Source organism: Ligilactobacillus cholophilus, from assembly GCF_030389495.1.
GTDB classification, from domain to species: domain Bacteria; phylum Bacillota; class Bacilli; order Lactobacillales; family Lactobacillaceae; genus Ligilactobacillus; species Ligilactobacillus cholophilus.
The window spans coordinates 1023265-1043474 of the sequence record NZ_CP127832.1; the positions used below are offsets into that span (position 1 = coordinate 1023265).

Here is a 20210-nt window from a genome sequence, read left to right on the forward strand (position 1 = left end):
ATCATTATCATCTAAAATATCAAAATTAATTTTACTATAATTTTTTTATGAATAAAAATCTCATCATACATCTTTATTCATTATTTTAAATTTATTTTATTAGTAAATAAATACACCTACTTTAAATTTATATTTTCGTAGGTGTATTAGCTTATAAATTATTAATATATTAATTTTTATTTTCTAACACTGTAACACTTTCCACATGTGGAGTTTGTGGAAATTGATCCACAGGTTGAATTGGTTGAGTTACTTGATAACCTTCTTCCATAAATAATTGAATATCGCGAACTAAAGTTGCTGGATTACAGCTCACATATACAATTTTCTTAGGTTTCATTTCACACGCACTGTGGATTAAACTATTAGTCAGTCCCTTTCGAGGAGGATCAACCATTATTACATCTGGTTTTATACCTTTTTCACTCCATTTTTCCATCCATTCTTCAGCGTTTCCAACCTCAAATGTGACATTTGTAAGGTTATTAATCTTAGCATTTTGCTTAGCATCTTGAATTGCTTCAGGGACAATTTCTACTCCATAAACTTTTTTAGCATGTTTTGCTAAATTTAGTGAAATTGTTCCAATTCCACAATATGCATCAATTACTGTTTCTTCACCAGTTAATCCAGCTTTGTGGATTGCTTGTTGATAAAGTTTTTCAGTTTGTTGTGGATTTACTTGATAAAATGAATGTGCTGAAATCTTAAATTTTAACCCATTCAATTCATCCATAATAGTATCATTCCCAGCCAAAACAATATCTTGCTTTCCTAAAATTACATTTGTTTTTCGATTATTCACATTTTGAATCACACTTTTCACATCAGGACACTTTTTCATGATTTCTTTAGCAATTTTATCCCCATGTGGAAAACTTTTACCGTTTGTTATAATAACAACCATCACTTCATGAGAATAATATCCACGTCGAACCATTAAATGTCGGATTAATCCTTTACCTGTTTCTTCATCATATGCAGATAACTGATATTGATTTAATATTTCTAAAACGCTTTGTAAAACTTCATCGATTCGCTTATCTTGAATCAAAAAGTGTTTGAGTGGCATAAAATGGTGGCTTCCCTTACGATAAAAACCTACTTCTAGTTTTCCATTAATTTTGCGCACAGGTACTTGAGCTTTATTACGATAATGCAAAGGATTTTCCATTCCCAAAGTATTATTCACATTAAGAGCTTCAAGATGTGCTTTATTCAATAACTGTTTAATTTGGTTACGCTTAAAATTCAACTGTGCTTCATATTTCAAATGTCCTAAGGGAGTAATTCCATTCTGTTGATCAAGTGAATCATCCACACGATCTGCACTTTTGTTAATATATTCTAAAGCACGTGCATATCCAAAATTTTTCCGTGTTTTAACCACTACTGCATTTATTTTTTCACCAGGAAGTGCCCCAGCAATAAATAGTGGATAATTATTAACCTTAGCAACTCCCATACCTTCATATGTTAAATCTTCCACAGTTAAAACAATTTTTTGATTTTTTTTCACAGGTATTTGCACAATTTTATCTCCTTTGTTTACTAAAATCTGATAAAAATAAAATAAAGAGAAGTTTATCCACAACTTCTCTTTATTTCTGTTAATTTCTGTCTTGTGGATCTATCTCATTATGTTGTTTTTGAGATAGACTTTCAACTCCCTGCACCAACTTTTCGCGTGTATCCTCATCTTTATCTATTTCTTGTTGAATAGCATTTTCAGGAATATCATCAATATTTGCAAAAATCTCAATATGTTGTTTTAAGTTCTTGAAAGTCATTGGTGCATCTCCACCATATTCACCATCCAAGTTAATCATTAGCCGTTCGTCATTTACTGGCTTAATCACAAGCTTAGAGGTTTTTACATATAAAATTCTTGGATCATTAATATGATCACCATTTAACAATCGGGTAAACAATTGTAAAATTTCAAGTAAATTACTTGTCTTTACTACCATTAAAGTAAATTTACCATCATCTAATGAGGCATCTGGCGCAATTTTTTCAAAACCACCAACTGAGTTAGTTAATGCAACGAAAAACATACTTGCCTTACCCTCAAAAGTTCCTTGATCATATTCAATATGCATATCTGTTTTTTTCATTCCTGGAAGCATTTCTGCTCCTTTTACAAAATATGCAAGATATCCAAATAAAGATTTCACATCAGATGGGACAGCATAAGTAACTTCAGTTAAAGAACCACCGGCTGCAATATTAACAAAGTACTTATCACCAGCCATACCAATATCGACTTTCAATGATTGTCCCTTTGCAATTACTTTTGCAGCTTCAATTGGACTTTCCCGCGGAATTTTCAACGCACGTGCATAGTCATTTGTAGTTCCAGCTGGAATTATCCCTAATTTAGGCCGTTTCTCTAATCCTGCAATCCCATTAACGACTTCATTGATAGTACCATCGCCACCGGCTGCAACAATTAAATCAAATCCTGCTTGTGCCGCTCTTTTGGCTTCATTACGTGCTGAATTTTCTTCAGGAGTTGTGGCAAAAGCGCTAGTTTCATAACCTACACCTTCTAAAATATTTAAAATATCTACAAGGTCATTTTTAATTGCTTCTCGTCCAGAAGTTGGATTATAAATAATTCGACAACGTTTTTGCATAATCAAAACCTCTTTAACTTATCTATTCTTCAAACTTTCATTTAATAATTTATTAACAACTTTTGGATTTGCCTTTCCGCGAGTTTGTTTCATAATATTACCAACAAGGAATCCAAATGCACGATCTTTACCATTCTTAAAGTCTTCAATAGATTGTTGATTATTATCCAATACTTCATCAATAATTGGCTGTAATTTAGCTGGATCAGATAATTGAACCATTCCTTTTTCTTCAACCCATGCTTTTGGTTCTGTATCATTTGTAATAATTTCTTTAAATACTTTTTTAGCAATTTTAGATGAAATTGTTCCATCCTTAATTAATTGAATCATTGTTGCTAAGTGAGCTGGAGTTAATGCAGTATCATTAAGTTCCATTTGCTTATCATTCAAGTAAGCATTCACTTCACCCATTAACCAGTTTGAAGCCAATTTAGGATCTGCACCACATGCAACTGTTGCTTCATAAAAATCAGACATCTCTTTAGATTGAGTTAATACTTTAGCGTCATATTCAGGAATGCCCCATTCATTAATATAACGAGCACGACGTTTATCTGGCATTTCTGGAATAGATTCACGTACTTCTTCCATCCATTCATCTGAAATATAGTAACTAGGTAAATCAGGTTCTGGGAAGTAACGGTAGTCATTTGCTTCTTCTTTTGAACGCATCAATGATGTAGTATTTGTTTTTTCATCAAAGCGACGAGTTTCTTGTTCAATTTCTCCACCCTTTAATAAAATACCACGTTGACGTTTTTCTTCGAATTCAATTCCCTTATGAACGTAATCAAATGAGTTTAAGTTCTTCATTTCTGTACGTACACCTGGTCTATCAGAACCAATTGGACGTACTGATACGTTTACATCCACACGCATTGATCCTTGATCCATACGCACATCAGAAATTCCAGTAAATTTAATAATTTGACGTAATCTTGTTAAATATGCATATGCTTCATCTGCTGAATGCATATCTGGTTTTGAAACAATTTCAATTAATGGTGTTCCTTGACGATTTAAATCTACATATGAATATCCATTAGGATTGTGTGTATTTTTACCAGCATCTTCTTCAACGTGCATTTCTTCAATCCCAATTTTTTTCTTACTACCATCTTCAAGTTCGATTTCTAAATAACCATCGTACGCTAATGGAGTATCTTTTTGAGTAATTTGATATGCCTTTGGATTATCTGGATAAAAATAATTTTTACGATCAAAATGTAATTCTTGGTTAATTTCACAGTTCAATGCCATTGCGGCACGCATACCATATTCTAAGATTCCCTTATTAACTTGAGGCAAAACGCCAGGATATGCCCAATCAATCACATTAGTTTTTGTATTAGGTTCTGCACCATAAACAACAGGAGCAGGTGAATATGCTTTTGATTTAGTTTGCATTTCAATGTGTACTTCAAGTCCAATAGTTGTTTCAAAGTTCATTAATCTTGACCTCCAATCGCTGGCTTTTTCTTATGAAAATCAGTTGCTTGTTCAAACGCATATGCAGCTTGGTATATCTTTTCTTCTTCAAAACGATCACCAATCAAGTGAATTCCAACTGGTAAGTTTTCTTCAGTAAATCCACCTGGAAGTGAAATGGCTGGTAATCCAGCTAAGTTAGTTGGAATTGTCAATAAGTCATTCATATACATTGAAATTGGATCATCAGATTTTTCACCAAAACCAAATGCTGCACCAGTTGTTGTTGGTCCTAAGATTAAATCATAATCTTTAAACACATTATCAAAGTCTTGGCAAATAACAGTTCTAACTTTAATAGCTTTACCATAGAATTCATCATATAAATGTGATGACAATGAGAAAGTACCTAGCATAATTCTTCGTTTAACTTCATCACCAAAGCCTTCAGAACGTGTACGTACATATACATCTTCCAAATTCTTAACATCTTGTGCACGGAATCCATAACGAATACCATCAAAACGTTGTAAGTTTGATGAAGCTTCTGATGTTGCAACAATATAATAAACTTGAATACCATTAAGAGCATGTGGCAAGGATACTTCTTCAACTGTTGCTCCTAAGTCAGTAAATACTTTAATTGCATTATTTACTGCTTCACGTACAACTGGTTGTAAATCAACATCCATAAATTCTTTTGGAACACCAATCTTCATTCCTTTAATATCTTTACCAATTTTTGAAGTAAAGTCAGGAACTTCACGTGGTGATGTTGTAAAGTCGTGTTCGTCCTGTCCAGCAATTGCATTTAACATTAATGCATTATCTTTAACTGAACGTGTCATTGGGCCAATTTGGTCTAAACTAGATGAAAATGCAATTAATCCATAACGTGATACTCGTCCATATGTTGGCTTAAATCCAACCACACCACTAAATGCAGCTGGTTGACGAATAGAACCACCAGTATCTGAAGCCAATGCAGCTATTATTTCACCAGAAGCAATTGCTGATGCTGGTCCACCTGATGAACCGCCAGGAACTTTTGTTAAATCCCATGCATTTTTAGTTTTCTTAAATGCTGATGTTTCTGTTGAACTTCCCATTGCAAATTCATCTAAATTCAACTTACCCGCAACAATCATACCAGCATCTTTTAATCGTTTAACAACAGTTGCATCATAAATTGGAGTAAAGTTTTCTAACATTTTACTTGCAGCAGTAGTTTTTAAGCCATTAGTAACCATGTTATCTTTAATTCCTACTGGGATTCCATCTAAAATTTTATTTGGATCAATTCCACGTTCATCAATTAAAGCAGCTTGTTTCAATGCAGCTTCTTTATTCAATGCAAGGAAGGCATCAATTTTTTGATCACGTGTTTCAATTGTATCAAATGTTGATTTTGCTAGTTCAGTTGCACTAATTTCTTTATTAACTAATTTTTCATGTAAGCTAGTTAAATCATTATTCAAATAATCCATTATTTGTTATCCTTCCCTTCATCTAAAATTGCAGGCACTTTAATGAATCCATCTTCATGTTCTGGTACATTCTTCATTAATTCTTCACGTGGTGTAGGATTTTTAGCAACATCTTCACGCATAATATTTACAGCATCTGTAACATTAATTGTTGGTTTAACATTTGTTGTATCGATTTTACTTAATTGATGTGACATGTTCATAATTTCTTCAATTTGACTTGTGAACATTTCTAATTCTTCGTCAGTAAACTCTAATTTTGATAATTCAGCAATTTTACGTACTTCTTCTTTAGTAATTTTCATAAACTTAACCTCTTTTCAATTCAGACTCATTATTTGTATTTTATCACATTGAAAGCCTTGATATAACTAATTCTTAGCAGATTTTAAAAACCAGTAAATACATGACTACTAAATTTCCCTTCACCTGAGTCCCGAGATAAGAAAGCTTGTGTTTTACCATCTGATCCTAAAATTTGAATATCAATTGGAATCTTATTTGGTAGATAACTTTGTGCTGCTTGAGCTACATATTGAGTAAAACTGATAATTTCAGTTTCACTATAAAACTGAGTTGTAATACTTACATTCATACTCTTCAGTGTTTTACCATCATATTGTGCTTGTGCAGTTACGCCAGCCAAATTAGGGAAGAAGTTTTGAATCTTATTTTTAAAGTTTTCAAAATTCTTTTCATCATTACTATTTGGAACTGAGTTAGTAGATGTTTCAGGGAATGTAACATTCTTTAAGTCAAGATTCTTCCAATCGCCTAAATCTGTACCACTATTACTTACAGCATATGCATAAAATGTACCACCAACTAAGCTATCATTTGGAGCTTGTTCAAACATCGCAATAACAATTGGCGTATCATTTGAAACTCCGTCTATTTTACGCACACGTTCTAAAACTTTTTTTGCTGCAATTTTTCCTTCTTCAACCATTTTTTCCTTAGAAATAGATTGAGTATAAGTTGCACCATATTCTTCTTTTTGGTAGTAATCTTTGCGATTCATTCCAATTCCAATAGTCATTCCAGCTAAAGATAATTTTCCATCATTATCTTTCATATAATCTTGTTCACCAATTTGTTGAATATACATTGGATTACGATTTGACCCATTCCCATTACTTTCAGGGTTTAAGCCATCAGGATTATCTTTTGACTTTCGCCCAAGCCAATCTTGTACCGTACTCTTAGATAGGTATTGTCCTTCTTGGAAAACATAACTTTTTGTTGAAAAGAATTTTTTAGAAATATCTGTCATTCCAACATCAAAGCTCTTTGAATTAAGCATATTTTCTGAATCTTGTTGTACACCTACGCCACGTGATTTACTAGTCTTATAATGACCATTTTCAATTACTCCTTGATATTCATCATCTGTTGCGTCTCCTGTTGTTCGAACACTTGCTTTCTTCGTAGTTGTCGTATTGTCATTATTAGAAGATGAATCGTTACTAGTTTTTCCACATCCAACTAACAATAACGCAGATAAACAAATTGTTGCTAATGCACTTACTTTTATTTTCAATCTTCTTCCTCCATCTGTTGTATAAAGGTTTCTTCATTGATTATTTTAATCTTTAAATTTTCTGCCTTAGTTAATTTACTACCAGCATCATGTCCAGCAATTAATAAGTTTGTTTTACTTGATACACTGCCAGTAACTTTTGCCCCATGAGCCTCAAGCCATTTCTTTGCATCTGCACGTTTAAGATGATCTAAAGTTCCTGTCAAAACAACTCTCAACCCATTAAATGGACTATTAGCTGCATTTTCTAAAATTTCGGCTTCAGATTCACCTGTATATGACATATTTACTCGAGCTTTTTTTAATTCTTCAAGTAATTCGTCAACTTCCTTACTATCAAAATAAGTCACAATGCTTTCAGCAATAATCGTTCCCATTGTTTTAATAGAACAAATTTCTTCAACTGAGGCTTCTTTAATTCGATCCATCGTTTTAAAATGTTGGGCAATTAATTTTGCAGCTTTTGCACCAACATGTCTAATTCCTAAGCCAAAAAGTAATCGTTCTAATGAATTTTCACGACTATTATCAATAGCAGTCAATAAGTTGTTTGCTGATTTTTCTTTAATTTTATCAAGTTGCAAAAGCTCATCAATTGTTAACTTATAAATATCAGCAATATCTTTAACTAATTTTTTATCATATAATTGCGCGATGATTCGCGTTCCTAATCCACGAATATCCATAGCATTTCTAGATGCAAAATGAGTTAAACTTTCTTTTACTAATGCAGGGCACTTAGGATTAATACATCTTAATGCCACCTCATCATCTAAGTGAACCAACTTAGCTCCACATTCGGGACAATTTTTAGGAATTGGATAAGGCACACTATCATTTGGTCTTTTACTCAAAACAACCATTGAAATTTCAGGAATTATATCTCCTGCTTTATGAAGTTTAACAGTATCTCCAATTCTAATATCCTTTTCTTTAATATAATCAGGATTATGTAATGACGCTCTACTTACAGTTGTTCCTGCTAATTGAACCGGATCCATAATTGCAGTTGGAGTAACAACACCTGTCCTACCGACTGTCCATTCAATATCTCTAACAATTGTTTCTTGTTCGTCAGGAGGAAATTTATATGCAATTGCCCATCTTGGAACTTTGACTGTATTCCCCACTTCTCTATGAACACTAAATGGATTAGCCTTTATTACTATACCATCAATATCATATGTCAAAGAAGCACGTTTTTCTTGATATTTATCAATATACTCAAAAATTTCTTCTTTATCATGTGCAACTTTAAAGTCTGGATCAATTTTAAATCCCCATGATCGCATTTTTTCAAGTGCTTGACTTTGTGTTGTTACGCCAAATTTCTCTGGTTCCATTAAATAATAAATAAATGTGCTCAATTTTCTATCTGATGTAATTCGACTATCTAGTTGACGTAACGATCCTGCAGCAGCATTTCTTGCATTTGCAAAAATTTGTTTTCCTTCTTTTTCTTGTCGTTCATTTAATTCAACAAATGATTTTTTAGGCATATAACATTCGCCACGAACTTCAACATCAACTGGTTCTGATAATTTTAATGGAACTGACTTTATTGTTCTTAAATTTTGAGTAATATCCTCTCCTATTCGCCCATTACCGCGTGTAGATCCTTGAACAAAGATCCCCTTGCGATACACCAAAGAGATAGCTAATCCATCAATCTTTAATTCACAATTATAATCAATTTTTTCATCTAAATTTTTATCAAGATTATCAACAAAATTTCCTAATTCTTCCTTGGAGAAAACATCTCCTAAAGATAACATTGGAATTTCATGATTAATTTTTTCAAATCCCTTTAATACCTGTCCCCCTACGCGTTGTGTAGGTGAATCGGGTGTTATTAACTCAGGATGTGCATGTTCAATATTAACTAATTCCTGATATTTTTTATCATAAACATCATCTGGAACAGTCGGTTTATCTAAAGAGTAATATTCGCGTGCCCAAGTATTTAATTGATTTCTTAAGTCTTGTGCAGTTTGTTTAAGACTTTTATCGCTCAATTATCACACCTTCTCTTCTTTACTTTTTCGTAATTGGAGCAAATGCAGCTAATAATCGTTTAATACCTTCATTCTTGAATGCAATATCTAATTCCATGCTTTCGTCTTCGCCGGTTACTTTCACAATTGTTCCTTCGCCCCAGGCTTTATGCATAACCTTATCGCCAACCTTCCAGGCCTTCTTATCAGCACCTGTTCCTTTTGGCCGTTCAACTGTTCCTGCTGGCTTACGATATACTGGTGTATTTCTAGCAAATGGAGCACGTGTTGCTGCAGTTTTCTTACTACTATTTTGTTCATTTTCAGATTTAATTAAATCGTCTCCAATTTCAGTTATAAATCTTGATGCACAATTACTTTGACGTCTTCCGTAAAGCATTCTTGAAAAAGCATTTGTAATATATAACTCATCTTGTGCACGTGTAATTCCAACATAAGCTAATCGGCGTTCTTCTTCTAATTCATTTTCATCAGTTAATGCACGAGATAATGGGAAAATTCCTTCTTCCATTCCCATTAAAAATACTATAGGAAATTCCAAACCTTTTGCTGCATGTAAAGTCATCATTGTAACTTCATCTGTATCATCAACATCATCTTGATCAGATACTAACGCTAAGTCAGCAAGAAAATCTGAAAATGGATCACTTTCTTCATTTTCTGGTTGCCAGCTTTCATCAAATTGCTTAGTTACTGTAAGAAATTCATCCAAGTTTTCTAAACGACTTTGATTTTCTAATGACTTTGTTTTTTCTAATTCTGCACGATAACCAGTAATTTCTAAAATATCTTTAGTTAATTCTGTTACATTTTCAGTTTTTTCTAATTCATGCAGTTTACAAATTGTCTGTGCAAATTTTGATAATTCAGTTGATGCTTTTCCACGAATTTCAGTTAAAGCCACATTTTCAGCAGCTTTTTCTAAAGATAATCCATGTAAATTAGCAAAATCATTTAATTTTTGCATACTTGTAGCACCAATGCCACGTTTTGGTGAATTAACAACTCTTTCAAAACTCATTGAATCATCTGGATTAGTTGCTAATCTTAAATATGCAAGCACATCTAAAATTTCTTTACGTTCGTAAAACTTATGTGCACCAACCAATTTATATGGAATATTTGCTTTTACAAAAGTTTCTTCAATCTTACGTGATTGTGCATTTGTTCGATATAAAATTGCAAAATCACGATAATTTTTTTGATTTTCTTGCATATATTGCTTAATCTTTTTAACCACAAAATATGCTTCTTCACTATCTGTATTTCCTCGGTAATAGTGAATTTTTTCACCTTGTTTATTTTCTGTCCATAAAGTTTTAGCCTTACGATTTACGTTATTTTCAATAACCTTGTTGGCTGCTTGTAGAATAGTTTTTGTTGAACGATAATTTTGTTCAAGTTTTATTACTGTTGCATCCGTATAGTCATTTTCAAAATTTAGGATGTTTTCCATGTTAGCACCACGCCAACCATAGATACTTTGGTCTGCATCACCTACAACACAGATATTACGATATTTTTTAGCCAACATATTCACTAGCTCATATTGTGCTTCATTTGTATCTTGATATTCATCAACATGAATATATTTGAATTTTCTTTGATAATACTCAAGAACAGCTGGGGCTTCTTTAAATAAATCGATTGTCTTCATAATTAAGTCGTCAAAATCTAACGCTTGATTATTTTGAAGACGACTTTGATATTCTGCATATGCCTTTGCTACTAGTTCTTGAAACATTCCATCCGCACTAGCTGCATAATCTTCAGGCGTTAATAACTCATTTTTAGCATTTGAAATCGCACTTAAAATAGAACGAGCTGTATATTTTTTAGGATCAACATTCAAGTCACTCATAATATGTTTCATTAAAGTTCTTTGTTCACTTGAACTAGCAATTGTAAAGTTCCTTGAATAACCGATTTTTTCACCATCTCGGCGCAAAATTCTGACGCATAGAGCATGAAATGTAGAAACCCAAATTTCTTCAGCTCCTTCGTCAATTAATTTATCAATTCTTTCTCGCATTTCACGAGCGGCTTTATTAGTGAATGTAATTGCCAAAATATTCCATGGATTAACATTTTTTTCTTCTATCAAGTAAGCTACTCGATGAGTTAGCACACGTGTCTTTCCACTTCCAGCTCCTGCCATAACTAAAAGTGGGCCTTCAGTAGTCCGAACTGCTTGTGCTTGTTTATCATTCATTTTTGCAAGTAAATCATTTACAGCCAATTATCTTTTTCCTCCTAATTTAAGATGCAATCAATCTTAATTATATCAAAATGCGTATAATAATTTAAACTACTTTAATCATAAAAAAAGGTTGTGACTAAACATCCCAACCCTTTAGACGATCCTTTGTACGCATATATAAATTTTAATCCTTTAAATTATTGCGCTTTATTATCCCAAATACCCGTTGATTCTACCTGTTCACGAACAGTTTCAATTGTTGGTCCCAACGCAAGAAGATATCCTTCTGTTGCTGCTTGATTACGCATTGATAATGGATAACGGAAGAAATTATAATACCAATTATCTTTTAATACCCATTGTGTTCTTAATGCATTACGATCCTGACTTTCAATCGTAATTGCAACTGTTGGTTCCATTAATTCAGTTTTAACTAATGGCATTTGTGCTAAAGCACGTAAATGTTGTTCAAACATTGTAACATTTGTTGCTTTGTCAAAAACATATCCACTTGCATGTAATGCAGGTACAACACGTTTAACGTAAATTGCTCCGCTTTCCGTCAAGAAAAATGCAATTTGCATTGTTCCAACATACTTAAGGTTTTGAGCAATCTTAGCAGCTAAACGACGCACTTCAGCCTCAACATCATTACTAATCATTGCAGGAACTAATGATTCATGTAAAACATGGTCATGATAAATATTTTCTACCATAGGGAAGAAATTAATTGTTCCTTTTACATCTTTAGTTAAAACAACTGATAATTCTTTTGTATATGGAATCCAAGATTCAAGAATATAAGTTCCCATATCAATAATATCAGCACACTTAGCTATGTCAGACTGCTTGCGTATTATTTGTTGATGACTTTTACCTAATCCCTTTTGAATTGGTTTTAAAATACATGGATAACCAATTGAAGTTATTGCTTGATAAATATCATCTAAATTAACAATTGTCGCATATGGAGCAATGTTTACATTAATATTTTCAAAAAATGCCCGTTCAAGAAGCCGATCTTGCATAAATTCCAAAGAGTCACTTCCCTGTGGAACACGAGTAAATTGTGAAATAAACTTAACTACTTGAGAATTAATATGCTCTGATTCATATGTAACTACATCACAGCGTTGCGCAAATCCCTGAAGCTTATTTTTATCATTCATCTTACCAACGATTTTAACGTCTGCTTCTGCTAAAATTGGACTTTCTTCATATCTACTATAAGCAATTACTTTATATCCCATCCGTTTGGCAGTTCTAGCTAACATAATACCATTAGGACTGTCGCCAATAATTCCTACTGTACTACCAGGAAAAAGCGTTTCTGTCATTTTTCCTCACTACTCTCTATCTAAAATATATCTTAGTTAGTTTCATTATTTATGATAGCATAAATAACAAATTTAATTATTAATTATTCCTTTAGAATTCACCTATCATATTGGTATAATTTATATTTTTCAATTACTGAAATTAATTTTTGTGCATAATCCGGATCTGTAGCATATCCAGTTTGTTGTAAAGCCTGTGCTGCACTTCGATAATCTGTTGCATTAAGAACTTGAGCATAATGATTTTCATCCCCATCAATTCCATTTACAAATAACTTTGTATGATTTTCAATTGATTGATTCCAACTAGAATACACTACAAAACTTGCTTTAGTTGTAATCCATTCCCCATTTACATATTCTTTAGTAGTCATTACCGCACTATTAGTTCCTGTGCCTTTTATTCCAAACAAATTATTATATTTTTGCGATAATTCACTTTGTCCCCAATCAGATTCTAAAGCTGCCTGAGCTATCGTTACACTTGCTAACACATGATATTTATTTTGTTCTGTCTGTGCAATTGGTGCTACTTTTTTGATGAAATTTAATTTTACCTGCTCAGCCTGAGAGATAGATGATGTCTGTTCTTCTTGGACATTCTTGCTAGTCCAACGAATTATCTGGATTGACCCAATTAACAAAACAATAGCTATCAAAATTACATCGATCACTTTTAAATGCTTGCGTGATAGCTTACGTTTAATCTTTTTTTTAATCCTTTCGTAGCTCTCTTTGCATTTCATTCAATCTCTCCATTCTCCCTTTCATTTTTTCCATACAATTTTTATCAAAATTGTTGAAATTATTGGTACTAAAAACATTGCTGCTAACATTTCTGGAATACCATTTGTTCCAACTACTCCTAATAAATAAGGCAATAATTCTTTAACATTAACTGAATATAGTTTTGGTGCCTGGTTGTGATAAAATATGTAAATTTGTCCTAATACTAATAATGTATTAGTCATACTTCCAATTGCTGCAGCAATTACCATTGATAACTTATTATTTATTTTATTTTTTAATTTTAAATAACTGTATCCACTAGTTGCTCCAACTAAAATTCTTGGCAAAACAGAGATCAATGGATTAGTAAAACAAATTACGGCAATTGGACTTGTAGGCCACACAAATGCTCGTATCCAAGTAATCAATCCCCAAATAGCTCCAATTAACATGCCATCTTTAGGTCCTAGCACAATTGCGGCTGTAATCACAGTAATATGTATTAAAGTAATACTCAATGGTCCAATTGGAATGTTTCCTAAAAATGGAACTAAATTTTGTAATATTATTATTGAAATAAAAATTGCCAAAATTGCCATTTTTTTAATTTTAAATCTTGAATTATTCACAATGCTACCCTTCAATCTTTTTATTACCAGTGATTATAGCATTTAAACATTAATAAAAAAAGAAGAGATTGTGATGAAATTTGAAACATCAATATCTCTTCTTTATCTTAAATTTAATTATTTAATATGTTCACATGCATAAATACCAGCTTGACGACCAAACACAATTGTTTCAGCAATTGAATTTCCACCTACACGATTATTTCCATGTAATCCTCCAGTAACTTCACCGGCAGCTAATAATCCAGGAACAATATCACCATTTTCATCTAATACATGACATTGGTCATCAATATGGATGCCTCCCATTGTGTAATGAATTGCAGGAGCAATATGAATTCCATAAAATGGGCCTTGATTAATTTCTTTCAATTCCGTATGACGTTTAAATTCATCTTCAGAATCATTTTCGATTTGTCTATTGTAATTAGTAATTGTACTTTGTAAATTGTCAGAATCTATTCCAATTTTTGTTGCTAATTCATCCAATGTCTCTGCCTTTTCTACAAGGCCAATACTTTCATAAAATGCTAATGCTTTAACACGTTGATATACCTTTTGATCTAAAATCAAAAACGCATGCTTGGTATCTTGCGCAATAATTGCATTTGAAACATTTTTACGTGTATCTAATTCATTTACAAATCTTCTTCCAGATGTATTAACTAAAATTGCACCTTCACCACGAACCGTTTCTCCAATTAAATAAACATGTGGATTATCTTGTTGTACAGTTGGATGAATTTGAACTTGATCTAATTGAATCAACTGCGCATCTAGCTGTTGTGATAATTTTAAACCATCTCCTGTAGAGCCTTCTTGATTAGTTGTTTTATAATCTTCATACTGTGGTGCATATTTCTTGATTAATTCCTTTGATGCACCAAATCCACCTGTTGCTAAAATCAAACTTTGGCAATTTACTTCATATTGTTTTTCTTCGACATTAAGTGTTACTTGAATTTCATTAGATGATGTCCGTTTCAAACTAATTGCTTTTGAATCAGTATATACTGGAATATTACTCTTCTTGACTGCATCATATAATTTATTGACTAAGTAAGCACCAACTGGAGAAGTATCCTTAGGACGATGAGCACGAGGACGACTCATTGCTCCTAATGTTGTTAAATCAGTTAATTCAACTCCAAATTGCTTTAACCATTCAATTGCACCATTTGTATGTGATGCAAAAAAACTTAACAAAGCAGGATCATTTAATTTTCCACCAGCTTTAAATGTTTCTTTATAGAACAAGTCAGCGGAATCTATAATGTCATTTTTTAATTGTGTAGTAGTTTCACATGCATTCATTCCTGATGATGCTCTTTTAGAATTTCCTCCAATTTGGGGCATTTTTTCAAAAACAACTACTTTTTTACCTATTTGATGTGCTTGTAAGGCTGCTGTTAATCCTGCACATCCTGCACCTAAAACAACTACTTGAACATTATTTGACATAATAACTCTCCTTTAATAAGTTTAATAAATTTAAAAAAATAGCAATAAAACTATTCGACATTTACGAATAGTTTTATTGCTATTTAATCAACATTATTCTCATCAATCACATCTAAGCACTTTTGCAAGACACCCTTAAATGTAGCCATATCTGAAACAGATACTTTTTCTTCTAAATTATCTTGAAGTGCTTGCCAAAATTCTGCATTATTGTCAATCATTTGAGTGTATTTATCAGTAACTGATAAATGGAAGACACGACGATCCTTTTCATCCATCTTTTTATCAATTAAACCCAAATTCATTAATTTTTTAATGTGATAATTTGTATTAGGTGTTGACTGGTTTAAAAGACGTGAAACCTGGCCAATTGTAGTATTTTTAGATTGATTAATTGCTTCTAAATAATACACATCAATTGCACCTAATTTTTCAAATTCTTTATACTGATTTAAGTGATTATGAAGTTGAACCTTCTGTAACAAGTCAATCATTGTCTTTTGCAATGAAAGCATAGCTTACACTTCCTAATTATTAATTTCTCTCACCTATGCGATTAAATATTATACAGTGTTAAACATAAATTGTAAATAAATTAAATGTTTCGCAAAGGCATGCATCTAAATACATTAAGAGATATTGTAACATAGATGACTTTAACATACTATCATTTACTATATTATCTAATAATGGTTTATTTACCCTAATTTAAACCAAACATGATAAGCTGAAAGTAAATGAAGTACATTGAATTACTATGGTATGGATTTTAATAGACATTAATTTATGCAAAATAGTATAATTAAAGCGTAATCGTTAACATATTAAAACAGGAGGGATACTACTATGTCAAAAAGCAAAGCAATTATGATTGGTGCTGGTATTGCCAATATGGCTGCTGCTGTTTATTTAATTCAGGAGGGTCATTGGGATCCAGAAAATATTACATTTTTTGCTTTAGATAAGCATGGTGCTAATGATGGCTCAACTGCTTCAGAAGCTGCTGAAGAATATTGGAACAAAAACCACCCTATGGAAAACACAAAAGGATTCATTGCACGTGGTGGACGAATGTTAAACTATCGTACATACGTTGATTTAATGGATCTATTAAGTCGCATTCCTTCAGTTACAGAGCCTGGTATGACTGCTGCAGAAGATACACGTGATTTTGATGCACATCACCGGACATATGATGTAGGACGTTTACTTCAAGGTGGTAAAGGAATTGTTGATGGTCATAAATTAGGCCTTAACAATACTGATCGTTTATTACTTACAAAATTAATTTTAATGCGCGATGATGAAGAAACTAAATTGGATAATATTTCAATTGCTGAATATTTCAAAGATGATCCACACATGTTCCAAACAAACTTCTGGTATATGTGGGAAACAACATTTGCATTTAGAACTCAATCAAGTGCACAAGAACTTCGTCGTTACATGCATCAAATGATTTATGAATTCACACAAATTGAACATTTAGTCGGCGTAAACCGTACACGCTACAACCAATTTGAAAGTATTATGCTTCCATTGATCAAGTATTTAGAAGGTCAAGGCGTTAAATTTGTAATGAATCGTCGTGTAAATGAATTTGAATTCAAAGAAACAAAAATGCAAGATGAAATTACAGTTACTGGACTTAAAATGGAAAATGTTGAAACAGGTTTGGAAGAACATGTCACAGTTGATGACGAAACTGCTGTCTTCTTTACAAATGGTTCCATTACTGACTCTGCTACACTTGGCGATTACAATACTCCAGCACCTGAAAATCCTGATTACGGTGCTGCATCATCATTATGGAAACAAGCTACACAACATTTCTATAATTTAGGTAATCCCGATAAGTTCTTTGCAGATCGTGATGCATCTGAATGGGTAAGTTTTACATTAACAACCAAAGATCATGTATTACTAAACGAAATTGCTAGAATTACAAATCAAATTCCAGGAAATGCATTGAACTCATTTATTTCTACAGAACCAGTTACACCATTAGGTCAAGAAGATGTAACAATGTCCATCGTTGTTCATCATCAACCTCATTTTACTACTCAAAAGCCTAATGAATCAGTTATTTGGGGTTACTTCTTATACCCACGTCGCGAAGGTGAATTTGTTCATAAACAATACATCAAGATGACAGGAAAAGAAATGTTAGAAGAATTAATTGGACAACTTTCTAAAGTAGACCCTGGTCCAATTAATATTAAAACTAAAAAGCAAGAAATTTTAGACAGTGTAATTAATTGCATCCCTGTTTACATGCCATATGCATCAGCATTGTTTAATAACCGTGCTAAATCAGATCGACCAAAGGTTATTCCTGATTTCTCAACAAACTTAGCCTTCACTGGTGAATTTGTTGAACAACCATATCAAATGATCTTTACAGAAGAAAGTGCGGTTCGTTCTGGTGAAATTGCTGCTTTCCACTTTGCAGGTATTCCTGATTCTAAATTGGTCAAAACTCCACGTTATGATCATGATCCAATTACCTTAATGAAAGCTGCTAAACGCATGTTTGATTAAATTAATAAAAAAGAACCTATAATATAGGTTCTTTTTTTTATATTAAAATCTTCTTGTATTTTTCTTAAACCATTAATATTAACCTTTTCTTCTGTCAAAAGTTCCGTTAAACTAAAATTACTACAATTTAGAAAGGTCAGATATGAATACAATAATTATAGATTTTATTAACAACTATGGTTATATTGCAATTGCATTATTAATTGCAGTGGAAAATATTTTCCCTCCTATACCATCTGAAGTTATTTTAACTTTTGGCGGATTTTTATCACTTTCCGCAAATTTAAATATTGGAGGACTAATTGTTGCATCTACAATTGGTGCCCTTATTGGCGCAATTGTTTTATACTTATTTGGTAAATTAATTTCATTTGAACATATCGAAAAATTAGTTAATGGTAAATGGGGAAAAATTCTTCATTTAAAAATTGAACATATTGAGAAAGCACAAAGATTTTTCACTAAACATGGCGGTTCAGCTGTCTTTTGGGGTCGCTTTCTTCCAGTAATTCGTAGTTTAATTTCAATCCCTGCAGGAATGGCTGAATACTCGTTCAAAAAGTTCCTCTTACTTACTGGCTTAGGCTCAGCTATTTGGAATACTGCTTTAATCTTAGTTGGTCACTTTGCTGGTTCTTCTTGGGAAAAACTATCAAATACAATTGAACAATATAGTATTGTTGTTTTATTTATAGTTATTATTGTTGGAATTATTGGATATTTCATATATCGACACTTTCATAACAAAAAATCAGCCAACTAAAATGAAATAATTAATAATTTGTGATAAAATTTATCTCAATGATTTTGAAAGGTGGAAGATTATGTCTGCATATGCAAAAAAAACATGCTGGTTAATAGTTTCAATTATTTTCTTCACATTAGGTCTAATTGGAATCGTTCTTCCAGTTATTCCTCAAATTCCATTTTTATTAATTGCTTTCTTTTGCCTCTCAAAAGTTTCTCCTAAAATTCGTAATTGGGTTCGCAAACGAAAGTTTTACCAAGAGCATGTTTTAAAATTTGAAAATAAAGTAAAGAAAATTTATAACACTAGCCCTAAATTGGCATGGTTACGTAAATTAACGAAAAAATTTTATAAAAACAATCAAAAAGAGGTATAAGAATCCCCAATGGATCTTATACCTTTTATTTATATAATTATGGTAAATTGACGATTTAATATTACAAAAATGAATGTGGATTAATATTCAGTATCTTCCACTTGTTCTAATTTAGACAAATCAATTATCTTTGAACCGTATTTAGTCCCATTGTTTTCAAAGTTCAATGTTACTTTATCAGTGTTATTGGTCAAATCATAAATAACACAACCGGGTGCTGTACAACCTTTTTTGATTTGGTCAGATTGCTTATCAGTTAATTCCTGATTATCATTTAAACTTGCTCCAACTTCAAGATTATCAACTTGACTTCCGTTAGTATCTTGAACTGCACTCATTAATAAAACTGCAGTAAGTGGATTAATATCTTTGTCGGTATTATTGGTGAGATCATAGTAAACTGCTAATCTCCATTTGTTGTTGTAATCTTGAGATCCCGGTTTTACTAATTCAATTTTAGTGATCTTTAATGTTAAATCATGCAGTGTTAATATATCATCTTTAAATCCATATTTTGATTCAGATGAAGATGATACAGCAGCTGTTTTAGAACTGTTAGTATTGTTATCAGTTCTACTGTTTGTACCACATCCAGCTAAGCCAAATGCTATTAATGATACTGCACCAATTGTTATTACTTTCTTTTTCAAATTGCAAATCACCTCAGATTTTATATTAATATTTTGCAAAATCTATTGTCAATATTTTTTCGTAATAAGCTAAATCTCAAAAAAGATAACTACATATGAATTCAGGCACATCCATGCTAGTCTGCTATTTGTATTATTAAAGATGTTCAAGTCCGATTAGGTCATGCTACTATGAACATATATATCCACGTAACAGAAAGTAAAAAGAAAGATTTTCTAAGTTTTTGATATATAAAAATAAATGTGGGTCAAGTTGTTGGTCAATTCAAATAAAAACGCTGTTAATCATTGATATTAACAGGATGCCTAATTTTTATATTTATATTACAAAAAAATGACAATTTACAAAATATATTTAAAATTAATTGCAAATCGTCTAATATCCGTTATAATACGTTTTGTTCAATTATTTTTAATACATAATTTA

17 protein-coding genes are annotated in these 20210 nt (G+C 32.0%); 3 read left to right on the forward strand and 14 right to left on the reverse strand.

Translation table 11 applies throughout. The annotated features are described in order from the left end of the window. Nucleotides 1–169: 169 nt before the first annotated feature. The 13 genes from rlmD to QPK35_RS05440 form a co-directional block, all read right to left on the reverse strand. On the reverse strand, nucleotides 170–1531 hold the full coding sequence (gene rlmD, locus QPK35_RS05380; RefSeq protein ID WP_435302706.1) for a 23S rRNA (uracil(1939)-C(5))-methyltransferase RlmD: 1362 nt from the start codon (nucleotides 1529–1531) through the stop codon (nucleotides 170–172). A gap of 79 nt (nucleotides 1532–1610) precedes the next feature. Continuing rightward, a complete protein-coding gene (locus QPK35_RS05385; protein WP_290032954.1) occupies nucleotides 1611–2639 on the reverse strand; it encodes a diacylglycerol kinase in 1029 nt (342 codons plus the stop codon). 18 nt (nucleotides 2640–2657) lie between these two features. Continuing rightward, nucleotides 2658–4091 (reverse strand): Asp-tRNA(Asn)/Glu-tRNA(Gln) amidotransferase subunit GatB, encoded by a 1434-nt coding sequence (gatB, locus tag QPK35_RS05390; RefSeq protein WP_290032955.1) that lies wholly within the window; start codon nucleotides 4089–4091, stop codon nucleotides 2658–2660. Beyond that, nucleotides 4091–5557 (reverse strand): Asp-tRNA(Asn)/Glu-tRNA(Gln) amidotransferase subunit GatA, encoded by a 1467-nt coding sequence (gene gatA, locus QPK35_RS05395; RefSeq protein ID WP_290032956.1) that lies wholly within the window; start codon nucleotides 5555–5557, stop codon nucleotides 4091–4093. Before gatA ends, gatB begins: the two co-directional genes overlap by 1 nt. Then, complete coding sequence (gene gatC, locus QPK35_RS05400; RefSeq protein WP_290032957.1) at nucleotides 5557–5862, reverse strand: Asp-tRNA(Asn)/Glu-tRNA(Gln) amidotransferase subunit GatC; 306 nt, start codon at nucleotides 5860–5862, stop codon at nucleotides 5557–5559. Before gatC ends, gatA begins: the two co-directional genes overlap by 1 nt. Nucleotides 5863–5945: 83 nt before the next feature. Then, nucleotides 5946–7097, reverse strand: coding sequence for a CamS family sex pheromone protein (locus tag QPK35_RS05405; RefSeq protein WP_290032958.1), 1152 nt, complete (start codon nucleotides 7095–7097; stop codon nucleotides 5946–5948). Further along, nucleotides 7094–9112: an NAD-dependent DNA ligase LigA gene (ligA, locus tag QPK35_RS05410; RefSeq protein WP_290032959.1), complete on the reverse strand. Its 2019-nt coding sequence runs from the start codon at nucleotides 9110–9112 to the stop codon at nucleotides 7094–7096. The genes QPK35_RS05405 and ligA overlap by 4 nt, the downstream gene beginning before the upstream one ends. Nucleotides 9113–9131: 19 nt before the next feature. Then, complete coding sequence (gene pcrA / locus QPK35_RS05415; protein ID WP_290034246.1) at nucleotides 9132–11324, reverse strand: DNA helicase PcrA; 2193 nt, start codon at nucleotides 11322–11324, stop codon at nucleotides 9132–9134. A gap of 185 nt (nucleotides 11325–11509) precedes the next feature. Next, the gene (locus QPK35_RS05420; protein ID WP_290032961.1) at nucleotides 11510–12649 is read right to left on the reverse strand and encodes an ATP-grasp domain-containing protein; all 1140 of its coding nucleotides are present in this window, start codon (nucleotides 12647–12649) and stop codon (nucleotides 11510–11512) included. 98 nt (nucleotides 12650–12747) lie between these two features. Continuing rightward, entirely contained in the window at nucleotides 12748–13395 is a 648-nt protein-coding gene (locus QPK35_RS05425; RefSeq protein WP_290032962.1) for a glycoside hydrolase family 73 protein, read from the reverse strand. Nucleotides 13396–13416: 21 nt separating this feature from the next. Then, nucleotides 13417–13977, reverse strand: coding sequence for an ECF transporter S component (locus QPK35_RS05430; RefSeq protein WP_290034247.1), 561 nt, complete (start codon nucleotides 13975–13977; stop codon nucleotides 13417–13419). A 147-nt stretch (nucleotides 13978–14124) separates the two neighbouring features. After that, nucleotides 14125–15468: a flavocytochrome c gene (locus QPK35_RS05435; RefSeq protein WP_290032963.1), complete on the reverse strand. Its 1344-nt coding sequence runs from the start codon at nucleotides 15466–15468 to the stop codon at nucleotides 14125–14127. A gap of 83 nt (nucleotides 15469–15551) precedes the next feature. Further along, the gene (locus QPK35_RS05440) at nucleotides 15552–15983 is read right to left on the reverse strand and encodes a MarR family winged helix-turn-helix transcriptional regulator (RefSeq protein WP_290032964.1); all 432 of its coding nucleotides are present in this window, start codon (nucleotides 15981–15983) and stop codon (nucleotides 15552–15554) included. Nucleotides 15984–16314: 331 nt separating this feature from the next. Here QPK35_RS05440 and QPK35_RS05445 point away from each other — a divergent pair, with 331 nt between their 5' ends. The 3 genes from QPK35_RS05445 (at nucleotide 16315) to QPK35_RS05455 (ending at nucleotide 19133) form a co-directional block, all read left to right on the forward strand. Beyond that, entirely contained in the window at nucleotides 16315–18009 is a 1695-nt protein-coding gene (locus QPK35_RS05445; protein ID WP_290032965.1) for an oleate hydratase, read from the forward strand. A 142-nt stretch (nucleotides 18010–18151) separates the two neighbouring features. Further along, on the forward strand, nucleotides 18152–18772 hold the full coding sequence (locus tag QPK35_RS05450) for a DedA family protein (protein WP_290032966.1): 621 nt from the start codon (nucleotides 18152–18154) through the stop codon (nucleotides 18770–18772). 61 nt (nucleotides 18773–18833) lie between these two features. Then, on the forward strand, nucleotides 18834–19133 hold the full coding sequence (locus tag QPK35_RS05455; protein ID WP_290032967.1) for a DUF454 family protein: 300 nt from the start codon (nucleotides 18834–18836) through the stop codon (nucleotides 19131–19133). An 80-nt stretch (nucleotides 19134–19213) separates the two neighbouring features. Here QPK35_RS05455 and QPK35_RS05460 read toward each other — a convergent pair whose 3' ends face one another. After that, nucleotides 19214–19783 carry a DUF5067 domain-containing protein gene (locus tag QPK35_RS05460; protein ID WP_290032968.1) on the reverse strand — a complete coding sequence of 190 codons (570 nt, stop codon included), beginning with the start codon at nucleotides 19781–19783 and terminating at the stop codon, nucleotides 19214–19216. Nucleotides 19784–20210: the final 427 nt, after the last annotated feature.

What these genes read in the sequence shown, in the direction of transcription:
- QPK35_RS05385 (WP_290032954.1), bottom strand. Translation starts at nt 2,639, where the DNA reads ATGCAAAAACGTTGTCGAATTATTTATAATCCAACTTCTGGACGAGAA.
- gatB (WP_290032955.1), bottom strand. Translation starts at nt 4,091, where the DNA reads ATGAACTTTGAAACAACTATTGGACTTGAAGTACACATTGAAATGCAA.
- gatA (WP_290032956.1), bottom strand. Translation starts at nt 5,557, where the DNA reads ATGGATTATTTGAATAATGATTTAACTAGCTTACATGAAAAATTAGTT.
- gatC (WP_290032957.1), bottom strand. Translation starts at nt 5,862, where the DNA reads ATGAAAATTACTAAAGAAGAAGTACGTAAAATTGCTGAATTATCAAAA.
- pcrA (WP_290034246.1), bottom strand. Translation starts at nt 11,324, where the DNA reads ATGAATGATAAACAAGCACAAGCAGTTCGGACTACTGAAGGCCCACTT.
- QPK35_RS05420 (WP_290032961.1), bottom strand. Translation starts at nt 12,649, where the DNA reads ATGACAGAAACGCTTTTTCCTGGTAGTACAGTAGGAATTATTGGCGAC.
- QPK35_RS05425 (WP_290032962.1), bottom strand. Translation starts at nt 13,395, where the DNA reads ATGAAATGCAAAGAGAGCTACGAAAGGATTAAAAAAAAGATTAAACGT.
- QPK35_RS05430 (WP_290034247.1), bottom strand. Translation starts at nt 13,977, where the DNA reads ATGGCAATTTTGGCAATTTTTATTTCAATAATAATATTACAAAATTTA.
- QPK35_RS05435 (WP_290032963.1), bottom strand. Translation starts at nt 15,468, where the DNA reads ATGTCAAATAATGTTCAAGTAGTTGTTTTAGGTGCAGGATGTGCAGGA.
- QPK35_RS05440 (WP_290032964.1), bottom strand. Translation starts at nt 15,983, where the DNA reads ATGCTTTCATTGCAAAAGACAATGATTGACTTGTTACAGAAGGTTCAA.
- QPK35_RS05445 (WP_290032965.1), top strand. Translation starts at nt 16,315, where the DNA reads ATGTCAAAAAGCAAAGCAATTATGATTGGTGCTGGTATTGCCAATATG.
- QPK35_RS05450 (WP_290032966.1), top strand. Translation starts at nt 18,152, where the DNA reads ATGAATACAATAATTATAGATTTTATTAACAACTATGGTTATATTGCA.
- QPK35_RS05455 (WP_290032967.1), top strand. Translation starts at nt 18,834, where the DNA reads ATGTCTGCATATGCAAAAAAAACATGCTGGTTAATAGTTTCAATTATT.